Annotated in this window: 18 protein-coding genes; 9 read left to right on the top strand and 9 right to left on the bottom strand. The window is 68.0% G+C overall.

The genetic code is table 11. From position 1 onward, the window contains the following. Nucleotides 1-31 precede the first annotated feature (31 nt). The 3 genes from ACF8O7_RS03785 to ACF8O7_RS03795 all read left to right on the top strand — a co-directional run bounded on the left by ACF8O7_RS03785 (nt 32) and on the right by ACF8O7_RS03795 (nt 2,649). On the top strand, nt 32-1,018 hold the full coding sequence (locus tag ACF8O7_RS03785) for a tripartite tricarboxylate transporter substrate binding protein (RefSeq protein WP_047472522.1): 987 nt from the start codon (nt 32-34) through the stop codon (nt 1,016-1,018). 180 nt (nt 1,019-1,198) lie between these two features. Then, the gene (locus tag ACF8O7_RS03790) at nt 1,199-2,395 is read left to right on the top strand and encodes a PLP-dependent aminotransferase family protein (protein ID WP_016445250.1); all 1,197 of its coding nucleotides are present in this window, start codon (nt 1,199-1,201) and stop codon (nt 2,393-2,395) included. Then, complete coding sequence (locus ACF8O7_RS03795; protein ID WP_016445251.1) at nt 2,392-2,649, top strand: SlyX family protein; 258 nt, start codon at nt 2,392-2,394, stop codon at nt 2,647-2,649. Before ACF8O7_RS03790 ends, ACF8O7_RS03795 begins: the two co-directional genes overlap by 4 nt. A 52-nt stretch (nt 2,650-2,701) precedes the next feature. On the opposite strand, the gene ACF8O7_RS03800 is transcribed toward ACF8O7_RS03795, so the two are convergent. The 3 genes from ACF8O7_RS03800 to ACF8O7_RS03810 all read right to left on the bottom strand — a co-directional run bounded on the left by ACF8O7_RS03800 (nt 2,702) and on the right by ACF8O7_RS03810 (nt 5,507). After that, complete coding sequence (locus ACF8O7_RS03800) at nt 2,702-2,836, bottom strand: DUF3149 domain-containing protein (RefSeq protein ID WP_016445252.1); 135 nt, start codon at nt 2,834-2,836, stop codon at nt 2,702-2,704. Nucleotides 2,837-3,054: 218 nt separating this feature from the next. Then, nucleotides 3,055-4,482, bottom strand: coding sequence for a M20 family metallopeptidase (locus tag ACF8O7_RS03805; RefSeq protein WP_392442401.1), 1,428 nt, complete (start codon nt 4,480-4,482; stop codon nt 3,055-3,057). Then, complete coding sequence (locus ACF8O7_RS03810) at nt 4,479-5,507, bottom strand: tripartite tricarboxylate transporter substrate binding protein BugE (RefSeq protein WP_392442404.1); 1,029 nt, start codon at nt 5,505-5,507, stop codon at nt 4,479-4,481. The genes ACF8O7_RS03805 and ACF8O7_RS03810 overlap by 4 nt, the downstream gene beginning before the upstream one ends. Before the next feature lie 189 nt (nt 5,508-5,696). Here ACF8O7_RS03810 and ACF8O7_RS03815 point away from each other — a divergent pair, with 189 nt between their 5' ends. Together ACF8O7_RS03815 and ACF8O7_RS03820 are read left to right on the top strand one after the other, a co-directional pair. Then, a complete protein-coding gene (locus tag ACF8O7_RS03815) occupies nt 5,697-6,686 on the top strand; it encodes a LysR family transcriptional regulator (protein ID WP_016453034.1) in 990 nt (329 codons plus the stop codon). Nucleotides 6,687-6,795: 109 nt separating this feature from the next. Continuing rightward, entirely contained in the window at nt 6,796-7,344 is a 549-nt protein-coding gene (locus ACF8O7_RS03820; RefSeq protein ID WP_016445256.1) for a DUF2721 domain-containing protein, read from the top strand. Between the two features lie 28 nt (nt 7,345-7,372). Here ACF8O7_RS03820 and ACF8O7_RS03825 read toward each other — a convergent pair whose 3' ends face one another. Next, entirely contained in the window at nt 7,373-8,278 is a 906-nt protein-coding gene (locus tag ACF8O7_RS03825) for an HTH-type transcriptional regulator ArgP (protein WP_017404434.1), read from the bottom strand. A 71-nt stretch (nt 8,279-8,349) separates the two neighbouring features. Here ACF8O7_RS03825 and ACF8O7_RS03830 point away from each other — a divergent pair, with 71 nt between their 5' ends. Beyond that, nucleotides 8,350-9,000, top strand: a complete 651-nt coding sequence (locus ACF8O7_RS03830) for a LysE/ArgO family amino acid transporter (protein ID WP_016445258.1) — start codon at nt 8,350-8,352, stop codon at nt 8,998-9,000. Nucleotides 9,001-9,040: 40 nt separating this feature from the next. Here ACF8O7_RS03830 and ACF8O7_RS03835 read toward each other — a convergent pair whose 3' ends face one another. Both ACF8O7_RS03835 and ACF8O7_RS03840 read right to left on the bottom strand, forming a co-directional pair. Next, the gene (locus ACF8O7_RS03835) at nt 9,041-9,349 is read right to left on the bottom strand and encodes a hypothetical protein (protein WP_016445259.1); all 309 of its coding nucleotides are present in this window, start codon (nt 9,347-9,349) and stop codon (nt 9,041-9,043) included. A gap of 56 nt (nt 9,350-9,405) precedes the next feature. Beyond that, nucleotides 9,406-9,894, bottom strand: a complete 489-nt coding sequence (locus ACF8O7_RS03840) for an Lrp/AsnC family transcriptional regulator (RefSeq protein ID WP_016445260.1) — start codon at nt 9,892-9,894, stop codon at nt 9,406-9,408. A 97-nt stretch (nt 9,895-9,991) separates the two neighbouring features. Here ACF8O7_RS03840 and ACF8O7_RS03845 point away from each other — a divergent pair, with 97 nt between their 5' ends. Beyond that, nucleotides 9,992-10,894, top strand: coding sequence for an EamA family transporter (locus ACF8O7_RS03845; protein WP_016445261.1), 903 nt, complete (start codon nt 9,992-9,994; stop codon nt 10,892-10,894). 92 nt (nt 10,895-10,986) lie between these two features. Here the strand turns inward: ACF8O7_RS03845 and ACF8O7_RS03850 are convergent, their stop codons facing one another. Further along, nucleotides 10,987-11,772 carry a MetQ/NlpA family ABC transporter substrate-binding protein gene (locus ACF8O7_RS03850; RefSeq protein WP_017404430.1) on the bottom strand — a complete coding sequence of 262 codons (786 nt, stop codon included), beginning with the start codon at nt 11,770-11,772 and terminating at the stop codon, nt 10,987-10,989. 198 nt (nt 11,773-11,970) lie between these two features. On the opposite strand from ACF8O7_RS03850, the gene ACF8O7_RS03855 reads away from it, so the two are divergent. Beyond that, on the top strand, nt 11,971-12,189 hold the full coding sequence (locus ACF8O7_RS03855; protein ID WP_017404429.1) for a DUF3820 family protein: 219 nt from the start codon (nt 11,971-11,973) through the stop codon (nt 12,187-12,189). Nucleotides 12,190-12,229: 40 nt separating this feature from the next. On the opposite strand, the gene ACF8O7_RS03860 is transcribed toward ACF8O7_RS03855, so the two are convergent. Next, nucleotides 12,230-13,570 (bottom strand): PLP-dependent aminotransferase family protein, encoded by a 1,341-nt coding sequence (locus tag ACF8O7_RS03860; protein WP_016453031.1) that lies wholly within the window; start codon nt 13,568-13,570, stop codon nt 12,230-12,232. 102 nt (nt 13,571-13,672) lie between these two features. Here ACF8O7_RS03860 and ACF8O7_RS03865 point away from each other — a divergent pair, with 102 nt between their 5' ends. Beyond that, nucleotides 13,673-14,158, top strand: coding sequence for a PaaI family thioesterase (locus tag ACF8O7_RS03865; protein ID WP_012204692.1), 486 nt, complete (start codon nt 13,673-13,675; stop codon nt 14,156-14,158). Between the two features lie 63 nt (nt 14,159-14,221). Here the strand turns inward: ACF8O7_RS03865 and ACF8O7_RS03870 are convergent, their stop codons facing one another. Continuing rightward, complete coding sequence (locus ACF8O7_RS03870; RefSeq protein ID WP_017404426.1) at nt 14,222-14,758, bottom strand: hypothetical protein; 537 nt, start codon at nt 14,756-14,758, stop codon at nt 14,222-14,224. Nucleotides 14,759-14,946 lie beyond the last annotated feature (188 nt).

Consider the following 14,946-nt stretch of genomic DNA (forward strand, 5'->3'; position numbering starts at 1 on the left):
CCGTTCCCTCGTTCCCCAGGAGATCCGTGCCATGGCCTTGTCCCGTTCCCGTTTTCTGTCGTGCCTGATGGCCGGCGCCGCTGTGCTTGCCTTGCCCTTGGCGCATGCCCAGGCCCAGTCCTACCCGGATCGCCCGATCAAGCTGGTCGTGCCCTTTGCGCCCGGCGGCGCCACCGACATCCTGGGCCGCCTGCTGGCCACATCGCTGGGAGAGCGTCTGGGCCAGCCCGTGGTGGTGGAAAACCGTCCCGGCGCGGGCACCGTGGTGGCGGGCGCGCTGGTGGCCAAGGCGCCGCCCGATGGCTACACGCTGCTGCTGGGCGCCAGCACCACGCTGACGCTGAACCCCGTGATCCGCAACCCGCTGCCCTACGATCCGCTGCGCAGCTTCACGCCGCTGGGCCTGGTGGCCGACATGGGGCTGGTGCTGGTGGCGCACAACGAAACGCCTGCACGCACCCTGCCTGAACTCGTGGCCCTGGCCAAGGCCGATCCGGACAAGCTGTCCTACGGCTCCTTCGGCACGGGATCCTCGGTGCACTTCGGCGGCGAAATGCTCAAGACCGCCACGGGCATGCGCATGGTGCATGTGCCCTTCAATGGCAGCTCGCCCAGCCTCACCGCGCTGATGGGCGGCCAGGTGCAGGTGGCCGTGGACACGGTGGTGGCCACCACGCCGCTGATCAAGGCCGGCAAGATCCGTCCCATCGCAGCGCTGGGCCCGCAGCGCCTGCCCCTGCTGCCCCAGGTGCCCACCGTGGCCGAAAGCGGCTACCCCGGCTTTGCCATGGACACCTGGTTTGCCTTCCTCGCACCGGCCGGCCTGCCCGCTCCCATCCAGAAGAAGCTGGAAAAGGCGCTGGCTGACACCATGGCCGAGCCGGCCATGAAGAAGAAGCTGGTGGACATCGGCCTGTCGCCCGCATGGGGTCCGGGCAGCGCGCTGCAGGAGCGCATCGAGCGCGAACTGCCGCAGATGCGCGCCGTGGCCGCCAGGGCCGACATCAAGGTGGATTGAACGCAGCTGCCTTCCGGGAGAGAGGGGGCAGAGATGGCGTCGTCCCCCTTGGGGGGCGCCGTGCAACGGGAAGGCGCGAAGCGACTCAGGGGACTTCTAATCGTGCAGGAAAGCTGCGGCAGGATTGGCGACAATGCAGGCTTCGCCTTTTCCATCGCATCGACAACGAGAATCCTGCCCATGCAATTCGCTGACCGTCTGAACAACGTAGAAACCTCCGCCATCCGCGAGCTGTTCAAGCTGCTGGGCAAGCCCGGCATCATCAGCTTCGCGGGTGGTTTCCCGGACAGCGCCATGTTCGACGTGGCCGGCATCAGCGCCGCCTCCCAGGCAGCGCTGCAGCAGGAGCCGGGCGCCGCGCTGCAGTACGGAGCCACCGAGGGCTACCAGCCGCTGCGCGAGCAGATCGCCGCCTTCATGGCGGGCAAGGGCGTGCGTGAGCTGGCCCCCGAGCAACTGGTGGTCACCACGGGCAGCCAGCAGGCGCTGGACCTGCTGGGCAAGACCATGATCAACCCCGGCGACAAGGTCATCGTGGAAGGCCCGACCTTCCTGGCCACCATCCAGTGCTTTCGCCTGTACGGCGCGCAAGTCATCAGCGCGCCCATCGATGCCGAAGGCGCCCAGGTCGATGCGCTGGAAAAGCTCATTGCCGAGCACCGCCCCAAGCTGGTCTACCTGATTCCCACCTTCGGCAATCCCAGCGGCGCCATGCTGAGCCTGGAGCGCCGCAAGAAGGTGCTGGAGCTGGCCGTCAAGTACCAGACCCTGGTGGTGGAAGACGATCCCTACGGCGACCTGTATTTTGGCGAGGCGCCACCTCCCAGCCTGCTGGCCCTGTCCAGCCAGGTGCCCGGCAGCCGCGACTGGCTGGCGCACTGCGGCTCGCTGAGCAAGGTGCTCAGCCCCGGCCTGCGCATCGGCTGGCTGGTGGCCCCGCCCGAGCTGCTGGCCCGCGCCGTGATGTGCAAGCAGTTCAGCGACGCCCACACCAGCACCTTTGCCCAGGCCACGGCCGCGCAGTACCTGAAGTCCGGCGCCATGCCCGCCACGCTGGCCCATGTGCGCGAGGTCTATGCGCGCCGCGCCAAGGCCATGGGCGATGCGCTGCGCGAGCACCTCGGCGATGCCGTGGAATTCCTGCAGCCCCAGGGCGGCCTGTTCCTGTGGGTGCGCCTGACCGGCAAGGGCGGCGCGCTGGCCGATGCCGGCGAGCTGGCCAAGCGGGCCATTGCCCAGGGCGTGGCCTTTGTGCCGGGCGCGCCGTTCTTCGCGCAAAACCCCGATGCCACCAGCTTCCGCCTCTCGTTCGCCACGGCCGACGAGGACAAGATCCGCGAAGGCATCGCCCGCCTGGCCCAGGCGCTCAAGGCGTGAGCGTGGCTGGGGACAACGAGCGCAGCGGCGAACGCGACGAGGCCCAGGCCCTGCAGGCGCGCGTGATGGAGCTGGAGATCAAGGCCAGCTACACCGACGACCTGCTGGAGCAACTGAACCTGACCATCTACCGCCAGCAGCAGCAGATCGACCGGCTCCTGGACGAGCTGCGCGACCTGCGCCGACGGGTGCCGGAGGGCGGGCCCGCCGGCGGTGCGACCCATCTGCGCGACGAGCTGCCCCCGCACTATTGAGTGCGCAGGGCTGCATGCGAATGCCCAGGCCAGGCCCTGCCTGGGCATCTTTTCATTCAAGCGGCTTGTTGGCCACGTGCTTCATCTTGCCCAGGAACAGGCGCAGGAAAAAGCCCGCCATGATCAGGATGAAGACGATGACGCCCAGGCTCATCAGCCCGTAGTCGGTGGAAAAGAGATCGATCATCAGCTTCACAAGTCCTCCTGTGGTTTGTAGGTATCGGTGGGGTCCCGATCCGACTATCGCCGTGGCATGGCGTGGAGGGCTTGTGATGGGTCAACGCGGCGGCGGGGCGGGTTTGCGGCAGCGCAAAGGGGCAAGCCCCTGCAAGCCCCTGCAAGCCCGGGCAAGCCCGGGAACTGGGCATGGGGTAGGAGTCGATCATCCAGGGCGAGCCAAGCCCATCACCCCCGCATGAACGGCAGGGGCACCTCCGCAGGAATCGGGCAGGCATAGGGCCTGCCGCCGCGGCGCTCGAGCAGCTCCGCCTTGGCCTCGGCCATGCGCTCGGGCCGCTGCAGCAGGGCGATGGCGGTGGCGGCCAGCACCTGGGCGGCGCGCACCATGCCTGCGTGGGCCAGGCCGGACTGGCCTTGCGAGACCATCTGCCAGGAATGCAGCGGCGTGCCGAAGGCGTAGCAGGCCACCCAGGCCTGGACGGTGGGCGTGATCCAGCTCACATCGGCCACGTCGGTGGAGCCGAACAGGGTGCCCTCCACAGCGGGGTCGTAGGGCGCCAGGCCCTCGAACACGGCCGGCACCTTGCCGCGCAGCACGCTGGCCAGCGGGCGGCTGACCTGGTCTACGTCATTGCTGTCCAGCGTGGCCTGGAAGTCTCCGGCCAGGCTGTGCAGGCCGGGGTCCACGCGCAGCGGGCCCAGGGCCTGCATCTGTTCGTACATGACCTGGTTCAGCGTGCGGTTCTGCAGCAGGTTGGAGCAGGCCTTGTCGAAGACGATCTCCAGCCGGCAATCCGTCATCAGCGCGGCGCCGCGCGCCACGTTCTGCACGCGCTCGTAGAGTGCGGCCGCCTCGTGGTTGCGTGCGGCCCGCACCAGGTACAGCACCTCGGCGCGCGCCTGCACCACGTTGGGCGACAGGCCGCCCGAGTCGGTGATGGCGTAGTGCACGCGCGCATCGGTGGGCATGTGCTCGCGCAGGTAGTTCACGCCCACGTTCATCAGCTCCACGGCGTCGAGCGCGCTGCGGCCCAGGTGGGGGGAGTGCGCGGCATGCGAGGCCTTGCCGTGGAAGACGAACTTCGCCTGGATATTGGCCAGCGTGCTCTGGCTGAACACGCCGGAGAAGCTGGCCGGGTGCCAGGTCAGCGCCGTGTCCACATCGTCGAAGACCCCGGCGCGCGCCATGAAGGTCTTGCCCGATCCGCCTTCTTCGGCCGGGCAGCCGTAGTAGCGCACGCGCGCCTTGGCGCCGCTGCGGCGCAGGTGCTCCTGCAGCGCGATGGCCGCGAAATGCGCCGAGGTGCCCAGCAGGTGGTGGCCGCAGCCGTGGCCGGCCAGGCCCGGGCTGTCGGTGGACGGCGTGCAGACCAGGGCGCCGCTTTGCTGGTTCAGGCCCGACAGTGCGTCGTACTCGCCCAGGAACGCCAGCACCGGGCCCTCGTCGCCCCATTCGGCCAGAAAGGCGGTGGGAATGCCGGCCAGGGCGCGTGTGATGCGAAACCCGGCCTGCTCCAGCGCATCGATGTGCAGCTGGGCCGAAGCCGTCTCGGCATAGCGCAGCTCGGCCAGCGACCAGATGCTGTCGGCCAGGGCCGCCATGCGCGCGGACTGCTGCTGGAAGAAATCCTGGAGATGATCGACCGCGCTCATTCCGGCTTCACTCCTGCCTTGTCCAGCAGCGCCTTGTTGCGCTGCAGTTCGCTGGCGATCTGGGCAGGGAAGCGGCTCTGGTCCATCTCGGTGACCGATGCGCCCAGCAGCTTCAGGTGCTTTTGCACCTCGGGCAGGCGCACGGCCTTCGTGGACGCTTCCTGCAACTGCCGGACGATGGCGGGCGGCGTGCCGGCCGGCACGACCAGGCCGAACCAGCTGATGCCCAGCTCGTTGAGCTGCGCATAGCCCAGCTCCTTGAAGGTGGGTACATCGGGCAGATCGGGCGAGCGGCTGTCGCCCGACAGTGCCACGGGGATGAGCTTGCCACCCTTGATCTGGGGCATGGCCGAAGGCAGCTGATCGGTCATCACCTGCACCATGCCCGCCAGGGCGTCGTTGAGCGCCGGGCCGTTGCCGCGATAGGGCACGATCTGGATCTGGGTCTTCATGGTCTCGTTGAAGGACGCCACCATCAGATGGCCCAGCGTGCCCAGGCCCGGCACGCCCGCGCTGTAGGCGCCGGGCTGGGCGCGCAGCCTGGCCAGAAAGCCCGGGAAATCCTTGACGCCCATCTTGGGATGGACCATGTAGACCGACGGCATGGTCACCAGATTGGCCACGGGCAAAAGCCTGCCCTCCAGCTTGGCGGCGCGCGTGTACAGCGAGGGATTGATGGTGGCCGTGCTCACCGTGGCCATGCCGATGGTGTATCCGTCTGGCGCCGCCTGGGCAATGCTTTCGGTACCGATCAGGCCGCCCGCGCCGGCCTTGTTGTCCACCACCACGGGCTGGCCCAGCGTGCTGCGCAGGCCTTCGGCGATCACGCGCGCGACGATGTCGGTGGAGCCGCCGGCCGCAAAGGGCACGATGAGCTTGACGGGCTTGCTCGGATAGGCGTCGGCCGCATGGGCAGTGCGGGCCAGGGTGAGGCCGCACAGCGCGGCGCAAAGGCCCGCGCCCAGGGAAAGCAGGGTGCGGCGCGGCAGGTGAGAGAGAGGCTGTAAGAGGGGCTTGGCTTGCATGGCATGGACTCCATCGACGGGGAGGGAGCCGCAGCCTGGGCCGTGCCGGCTCCCGATGCAGGCGACTATAGAAATCCTGCCGCCCGCGTGGGCCACGGTATTTGTGCCAAGCTATAAGCCGTTCCGATAGCTTGCCCTTCGCCGCCTGTGGCGCGCCAGGGCCTGCCTGGGGAAAACACCGAGATTCCCATGAGCCACGATTTTGACGACCGCGAAGGCCTGGACGACGCGGCCACGCCCCAGGGCCGGCTGCTGTTCTCGCGCCTGACCAAGCATGTGCGCCTGCGCCAGCTGCAGCTGCTGGTGGCGCTGCAGCAATGCGGCTCGGTGGTGCAGGCCGCCGCCACGCTGCACATGAGCCAGTCGGCAGCCACCCAGGCGCTGGCCGAGATGGAGCGCGTGCTCGACATCCGCCTGTTCGAGCGCCATGCGCGCGGCATACGCCCCACGCTGGCCGGCCAGACCCTGGTGGACACGGTGCGCGGCGTGCTGGCCGCGCTGGAGGAGGTGGCGGAATCGCTGGCCGCCATTCGCCGGGGCGCCGCGGCCGCGCTGCGCCTGGGCGCCATTCCGGCGGCGGCCCTGGCCATTCTTTCGCCCCTGCTGGCGCGGTTCTATGCCGAACACCCCGAGGTGCATGTCGATGTGCACGAAGACGCCAGCACCCGGCTGCTGTCCCAGCTGCTGGGCGGCGGGCTGGACGCGGTGTTCTGCCGCGAGCCGGCGCTGCTGCCCGGCCCCTTCGTCTTCGAGCCGCTGCTGGCCGACACGGCCGTGGTGGTGGCCGCACGCTCGCATGCACTGGCCGGGCGCCGTGGCGTGCCGCTGCAGGCCTTGACCGGCGCGCGCTGGGTACTGCCCACGGCCAACATCGCCGTGCGCGGGATTTTCGAGGCCGAGGTGCTCCAGGCGCTGCCCGATGCGCCCTGGTTTCCCGTCTCCACCGTTTCCCTGCCGATACTGGAAGGCCTGTTGAGCCAGCCCGGCGCCGTGGCCCTGGTGCCGTTGAGCATCGCGCCGGGCCTGCAGACCCATGCGCGCGTGTGCCGGCTCGACGTGCAACTGACGGGCCGGCTGGCGCCGCTGGGCGTGGTCCGCCGCCGCGACCGGGCGCCCGCCCTGCTGGACCAGATGCTTTCGCTGTGCGCGCAGGTTCTGCCGGCACCCCCGGCGCGCTGAAAGCGGGCGGCATGGCTTCTTGCGGCCCCCGGTTGCGGCCACAATACTGTCCGCGCGAAAACACGGCAGCACGGCCGGACCAGACAACAGAAAGCACGCAGAGGACCGCATGATCAATTGGTCGCTAGACGCCGATACCGTCACCCACAGCATCCAGCTGGCGCTGGCGCCGGTGTTCTTCCTGACGGCCGTGGCCGGCATGATAGGCGCCGTGGCCGGGCGGCTGGCCCGCATCATCGACCGCGCGCGCAAGCTGGAGGAACTGCTGCGCACGCCGCAGGAGGAGGAATTCATCGCGCGCAGCCTGACCGAGCTGCACTTTCTGCGCAAGCGCGGCCGGCTGGCCAATGTCTGCATAGGGCTGCTGACCGTCTGCGGCTTTTGCATCGGCCTGACCATTGCCCTGCTGTTCCTGGGCGAGGCCTACGGCATCAACGGCCATGGCTATGCGGTGCTGGGCTTTCTGTTCGGCGTGCTGATGTTTCTCTCGGCCCTGGCCTGCTTTCTCTGGGAAACCATCATGGCCACCAGCCTGCTGGACTTCCACACCCTGACCCGCGTGCGCGCGGCCGTGCGCACCATACAGCGGCCGGAACGCAACGACCAGGCCCAGGCTGAGCCGTCCACCCCGGCAGACGACACCGGCCGCCAGCCCTGAGCCGGGCGCGGACGGCGCCGCCGCCCCCTCACTCCATCGGGTCAAGACAGGCGGCTGCCGCCTGGATCACGCAGTCCGTCAGCCGCTGCAGGCTGGCCTGCGCATTGCGCGCATGGGCCCAGTACATGGGAATGTCCAGATCGTTGCCGGGCAGCAGCTCCACCAGGCTGCCTTCGGCCAGTTGCGCGCCGATCATCAGCGGCGGGTGCATGCCCCAGCCCATGCCCAGCTCGCAGGCCCGCGTATAGCCCTGGTTGGACGGCAGAAAGTGGCGCGGCGTGCTGCGCCGGCCTTCCGCGCCCAGGCGCTGCAGCCACTGGTCCTGCAGGCTGTCCTTGCGGCCGTAGCTCATCATGGGCGTGCGCGCCATGGCCTCGGGCGTGATGCCGTCCTTGAGGTAGCGGCGGATGAAATCGGGACTGGCGGCCGCCACGTAGCGCATGCGTCCCAGCGGCCAGGTGTTGCAGCCCGGAATGGCCGAGGACGTGGCCGTGACGGCGGCCAGCACCTCGCCCTCGCGGATGCGCTTGGCCGTGTGGTCCTGGTCGTCGATGCTGATGTCCAGCAGCTCGTTGCCGTCGCGCGTGAAGGCGGACATGGCGTCCATGAACCAGGTGGACAGCGAGTCGGCATTGACGGCCAGCTTGAGCGTGGGCAGGGCCGTCTGGCCCTCGGGCACCAGTTCGGGGTTCTTGCGGCGCAGGTCGTTTTCCAGCAGGGCGACCTGCTCCACATGCAGGCACAGGCGGCGGCCTGCCTCCGTGCCTGAACAGGGCTGGCCGCGCAGCACCAGCACCTGGCCCACGCGCTCTTCCAGCAGCTTGATGCGCTGCGAGACGGCCGAGGGCGTGACGTGCAGCTTGCGCGCCGCGCGTTCGAAGCTGCCTTCGCGCACCACGGCTGCCAGGGCTTCGAGTCCGGCGTAGTCGAGCATTTAGATATTCTTCATTTGATTGAGTAAATGTAATTTTACTTAACCTTTTGCGAGCCAGACAATCCCTGCCCATGTGGACTGCAAATGTTTCTTCTTCCTGGCTGGCGGGCTTCACGGTCTGCCTGTCGCTCATCGTCTCCATCGGAGCCCAGAACCTGTATGTGCTGCGCCAGGCCGTGCACGGCCAGCATGTACGCGCCTGCGTGGCATGGTGCGTGGTCAGCGACGTGGTGCTCATCGGCCTGGGCGTGGCGGGCATGGCCCGGCTGCTGGGCGACAACCCCGATCTGGCCCGCTACCTGACCCTGGGCGGCGCCCTGTTCCTGCTGGCCTACGGCCTGATGGCGCTGTGGCGCATGGCCATGGCGCCCGATGCGCAACTGGCCGCCTCGGGCGGGCAGCTGGCGCCGCGCGGCCTGCTGGGCGTGGTCTCCACGCTGGCCGTGATCACCTTGTTCAACCCCCATGTCTATCTGGACACGGTGTTGCTGATGGGCTCCATCGGCGCGCGCCAGGAAGGCGCGCTCAAATGGGTGTATGTGATTGGCGCCGCTTCGGCCAGCCTGTCATGGTTCGTGCTGCTGGCCTTTGCAGGCCGCCGCCTCAGGCGCCTGTTCGAGAAGCCGCGTGCCTGGCGGATTCTCGATGGCCTGACGGGGGTGATGATGCTGGCGCTGGCCTGGTGGGTGGCCGGCAGCGTCTGGGCGCCGGCCGGGGCCTGAGCCGGCCTGGGCCGGCCTGGGCCGGCCAGAAGCGGCAGGCTCAGCCCGCCGCCTGCTCCGGCTCCGGTGCCCAGGTGCCCACGGCCTCGATGAGGTTCCAGCTGTTGCACTCGATGCAGTAGTGGCCGGTGGTGCCGGTCTTCTGGCTCTCGGCCTCGATCACCACGCGGTGACCATGGCGCTGGGCCGGCGACAGCGGACGGATCTTGTCGTACTTGAACTGCTCTGCCAGATCGCCGCGAAAGGCGATGGTGATGCGGTCGCGCTTGGGGAAATAGTCGTTCTCGTACTTGTCGAGGGTGCGGATGGCCACCAGATTGGCCATGCTGTCCGGATGCGGTGCGCTCATTGAAGTCTCCCTGCCTGTGATGGCGTTCTATGTTCAAAACGATCTGATGACGGTGGTCAGGCATCCGTGGCTTGCGGCTGCAGCGGTAGCTGCAGCCCGGTCTTGACGCGTTCCAGCGCTATCGAGGTGGTGTAGCGCCGGATGTTGTCGTCCCCCGCAAACAGCCGAGCCGCCAGCGCCTGGTACTCCTCCATATCGGCAGCCGTGACGATCAATGAATAGTCGGCTTCACCGGTCACGTAATAACACTGCTGTACCGCGTCCTCCCGATCCACGCGTGCGCGAAAGGCCTGCGACAGATCGGGGCGCTCGTTGACCAGCTGCACGTTGATGAGCACGGTCAGCGGCCGGCCTATGCGCGCCGGATCGACCACGGCCACGTTGGCCGCGATCACGCCCAGCTCCTGCAGCCGCTTGATGCGCCGCTGCACGGCCGGCGCGGAAAGGTGCACGCGCTCGGCGATGAGGCGCTGTGGCGTGAGGTTGTCGCGCTGCATCACGTCGAGAATGGCGCGGTCGAAGGAGTCCAGGGCGATGGCGGGCATGGGCGGCTGGCGGCGAGAAGAGGAAAAGAGCGAATATTGCGTGAAGCGGCTCAAAAACGAGCTGTTTGCGCGGTGCGCTTGCAATATCGTACGCGCCATGACAACAAACATCACATGGAACCGCGCCTGGCCGCTGCTGGCCGTGCTGGGCTCGGTGACGGCGCTGGGCGTGGGAACGTCACTGGCCAAGCAGCTTTTTCCGGTGCTGGGCGCCCAGGGCACCTCGGCATTGCGCGTGGGCTTTGCCGCGCTGATCCTGGTGGCCATCTGGCGGCCCTGGCGCTGGACGCTGGCGCGGCCTCAGGCCTGGGCGCTGCTGCGTTTCGGCGTGGCGCTGGGCGCCATGAACCTGCTGTTCTACATGGCGCTGCGCACCATTCCCTTCGGCCTGGCCGTGGCCATCGAGTTCTCGGGGCCGCTGGCCGTGGCCATCTACCACTCGCGCCGGCCCGTGGATTTTGTCTGGCTTGCGCTGGCGGTGGCGGGGCTGGCCCTGATCCTGCCCATAGGCGGTGCCAGCGCCGGCGCCCTGGTGCTGGAGCCCGTGGGCATTGCCTGCGCCGTGGGCGCGGCCATCTGCTGGGCGCTGTACATCCTGCTGGGCCAGCGGCTGGGCAGCATTCCCAGCGGCCAGGCCGTGTCGCTGGGCCTGGTGTTCGCCGCCATGGTGGTGGTGCCCTTCGGCGTGGCCGAGGCGGGGGCCAAGCTGCTGCAGCCATCCATACTTCTTTTCGGGTTGATGGTTGCGGCCATCTCCAGCGCCTTGCCCTACACGCTGGAGATGATGGCGCTGCGCCGCCTGCCGCCCGCCACCTTCGGCATCGCGCTGGCAACGGAGCCCGCGATAGCCGCCCTCATGGGCATGCTGCTGCTGCATGAGCAACTGGTGGGAACGCAGTGGCTGGCCATTGCCTGCATCATGGGCGCGGCCATGGGCAGCGCCATCACGCGGCCGGCTGCTGCGGCCAAGGCGCCGGCGGAGGTGGCCTCCGCAGGCTGAGGCAAGGAATGCCAGCCACAAAAAAAGCGCTGCCGGGGCAGCGCTTTTTTTTCGCAGCGGTCGCAGCCGGCAAGGCTGCGGCCACCTCGCATTCAGAACGCGGGAACGACGGCGCCCTTGTACTTCTCGACGATGAACTTCTTCACATCAGGCGTGTGCAGTGCGTTCATCAGCTTGGCGATGTTGGGATCGTTGGCGCGGTCCTGGCGCGACACCACGATGTTGGTGTAGGGCGAGTCGGCACCTTCGATGAACAGCGCATCCTTGGTGGGATTGAGCTTGGCCTCGATGGCGTAGTTGGTGTTGATCAGCGCCAGGTCCACATCGCCCAGTGCGCGCGGCAGCAGCGGGGCTTCGAGTTCCTTGAACTTGAGCTTCTTGGGGTTCTTGGCCACATCCAGCGGCGTGGGCGTCAGGCTCTTGGGGTCCTTGAGCTCGATCAGGCCCTGCTTGGCCAGCAGGATCAGGGCGCGGCCGCCGTTGGAGGGGTCGTTGGGGATGGCAATGGTGGCGCCGTCCTTCAGGTCCTTGACGTTCTTGATCTTCTGCGAGTAGCCGCCGAAGGGCTCCACATGGACCTTGCCATTGGGCACGGCCACCAGCGAGGTCTTGCGGTCCTTGTTGTAGCTGTCCAGGTAGGGCTGGTGCTGGAAGAAGTTCACGTCCAGCTGCTTGTCCTCGACGGCCGCATTGGGCTGCACGTAGTCGCTGAATTCCTTGATCTGCAGATCGATGCCCTGGGCCTTCAGCGCGGGCTTGATGTGATTGAGGATTTCTGCATGCGGCACGGCCGTGGCACCGACCTTGAGCACGTCGGCGGCCTGGGCTGTCAGTGCCAGCGTGGCAATCGCGATTGCGGAGAGGGCTTTCTTCAACATGACCGGAGGACTTTCTTCAACGGGTTGCGATAAAACGCCGCCGGCCCGGGAGAACGGCTCCGCGTCGGGCTTGGCGGCAGGCAGGCGCATAGTCTAGTGCTGCGCCAGGGGCCGCGTTGAACATTTTTGATATTTGGTTATAAGGCTGTGGTTTTTTATGCGGATTCTTGCGATGGCGCAGCGCGTACCATCGCCGCCATGGACTCCGAAATGCTGCAAAAGCTGGTGCAGGTGCAAATGCCCTATGGCAAGTACAAGGGCCGGCTGATCGCCGATCTTCCCGGCAACTATCTGAACTGGTTCGCACGCGAGGGCTTTCCCAAGGGAGAGCTGGGCCAACTGCTGGCGCTGATGCAGGAGCTGGACCACAACGGCCTGTCGCACCTGCTGCAGCCGCTGCGCGACGGGCGGCGCTGAAGCGCAAGGCCCCTGAACCGGGCCCTGGCCCGGCACAGGCTCAGGGCGGAAAGCCTTCCACGGTATCCCGCAACTGAACGAGCACGGCCTCCAGTTGCGGCAGAGGCACTGAACCCAGTCCCAGGCGCAGCGCATGCGGGGCATGGGGTGTCGTTGCGTAGGCGTGGGCCTGCGATACGGCGATGCCGCACTGGGCCAGCGCCGTGGCCACCCGGTCCATCCGCAGCTCCCCGGGCAGGCGCAGCCAGAGGAAGAGCGAGCAGGGGTGGGCCAGCATCTGCATTCCTGCCAGCGCCTTGCGCGCAATCGCCTGCCGGCGCCGTGCCTCCTGCCGCATGCGTTGTTCCTGCTGCCGCACGGAGCCGCTGGCCATCCAGCGCGTGGCCATGGCCGTGACCAGGCCCGGCATGCTCCAGTGGCTGGCGCGCACCACGGCCTTGACGCGGCCTGCCCATGCCTGGGGCACCACCATGAAGCCGAAGCGCAACCCGCTGGCCACGCTTTTCGAGAGGCTGGAGACGTGAATGCAGCGCTCTGGCGCCAGCGTTGCGAGGGCTGCGGGCGCCTTGCCTGCCAGAAAGGCATAGGCAGCATCCTCGATCAGCAGGCAATCGTGGCGCCTTGCGATCTCCACCAGGCGCTGGCGCTGCGCCAGCGGCATCACCCATCCCAGGGGGTTGTGCAGCGTGGGCATGGCATGGATGGCGCGTATGCGCCGGCGTGCGCACAGCCGCTCCAATGCATCGAGGTCGGGACCCTCGTCAAGGGCAGGGACCGGCTGTAGGTCCAGGTCCTGGAGCTCGGCCAGCATCCTGAAGCCCGGGTAGGTCAGCGCGTCCACGGCCACCGCATCGCCGGGCCGCAGCAGCGCACGCACGGCAATGTCCAGTCCTTGCTGCGCGCCGTTGACCAGGAAGATGCGTTCCGGCTCGGCAGCCAGGCCGCGTTCGCGGGCAAGGAAGTCGGCCACGATGCGCCGCTCGTGCAGCCGGCCGCCGGGCGGCTGCTGGTGCATGAGCGCAGCCAGGTCGCCCGAAGCAGCCAGCTCGCGCAGCATGGAGCGCAACAGCCCGGCCTGCCCCGGCCAGGTGGGATGGTTGAAGGACAGGTCGGCCGTGTCCGAACTCAGGCGGGATTCGTCGCTGCCATCCCATTCGCGCTGCTGCGGCCGATCCCGCACAAAGGTGCCGCGCCCGGTTTCGCCGATGACCAGGCCGAGGGAGGCCAGCCGCGCATACACCTTGCTGGCGGACGCCACGGCCATGCCATGGCGGGCCGCGAGGTCGCGGTGCGTGGGCATCAGCGTGCCGGGGGCGAGCCGGCCGGCGCGGATGTCTTCGGCCAGCCGTTCAGTCAGCAGAGCAACGCGAGAGGCAGCCATGGAGTGTAGTTAGGACAATTTTTTGATTGTTCCAGTCTAGGTCATCACACTGGCGAGACGGGCATTCCCGGGCCTTGCCCTCCCGCTCCAGACAGGAAATCCATGCATCTTCCCAGCACTTATCTCCCCGTGCTCGACTATCTGCAGCGGCAGATCGAAGGGCGGCTTGCCGCAGACGAGGCCACGCACATGCGCTATCCGACCGCGATCTCGCAGATGCTGGGGTTTCGCATAGTGGCCGTCGGCGAAGCCATGGCCGTCGTGGAGTTCGACGCCGATGCGCAGCGCCATGGCAACCAGCAGGGCACGGTCCATGGCGGGATGCTGTGCGAACTGGCCGATGCTGCCATAGGCACGGCGCATTCCACTTTGATGGAGCCAGGCCAGAGTTTCACCAGCATCGACCTGAAGGCGGCCTTCCTGCGCCCGGTCTGGCGCTCCAGGCTGTGCGCGCGGGCGTGGGCCGAGCACCGTGGACGCACGATCAGCCACTACCGCTGTGAAATCGAGCGTGATGATGGCAAGACCGTTGCGAGCATCGCCAGCGCCGTGATGACGCTGCGTGGAGAGCATGCGCAAGGCCGTTGAAGCAGCCGCTGGACAAAACAGAAAGGCCGCGACAGGCGCGGCCTTTTGCAAGGAGCAGGCGGTTTACTTGGCGGCGGCGCGGGCGGCTTCTGCCTTGGCCTTGGCTTCATCGGCCTTGCGCTGCAGCTCGGCTGCCTCGGTTTCGGCGGCCTTGGCCTTGGCTTCGGCCTCCTTGGCGGCAGCGTCCTTTTCAGGGGTCATGGCGCCGGCCAGCGCATTGCCGGCCATGGAGCCGGCAACGGCGCCCACGGCGGCGGCGCCCAGCGTGCCCATCATGCCCGGGCCTGCAGCACCTGCACCTGCAGTGGCAGGTGCCGCTGCCGGAGCGGCGGCTGCGGCGGGCGCGGCCGGCGTTGCTGGCGTGGCAGGAGCTGCCGGGCTGGCAGGCGTTGCCGCCTTGCTGGCGGTGGGCGCCGCAGGCGCTGCGGGCTGGGCAGGGGCCTTGCCGATCGACGCCGGGCGCACGGACTTGCCGCCGCTGCCCATGCGCTTGGCCTGGGCCAGCGTGGGCACGGTCAGCGATGCAATGGCCAGGGCGATCACGGAGGCAGTGGTGCGGAACGAAGTCTTCACGAAGGTTTTTCCAATCATGGTGGTCATGTGCACGGTCGGCGCAGGCGGGCCTGCGCCGGTCGGAGCGCCACAGGCCGCCCGTCTGCGGGCAGGCCTGCGGCCTTGGGTGTCACATGGGGATGGGGCAGGAGATTCCAAGCACCGGCATGCGGATACGCCGGTGTGCAGCCTGCTGTTGTAGGAGAGCCACCGGCGCTGAGGCGGTGGCCTATGGG

The organism is Delftia sp. WSY_16, from assembly GCF_043104415.1.
In the GTDB taxonomy this organism is placed as follows: domain Bacteria; phylum Pseudomonadota; class Gammaproteobacteria; order Burkholderiales; family Burkholderiaceae_C; genus Comamonas; species Comamonas tsuruhatensis.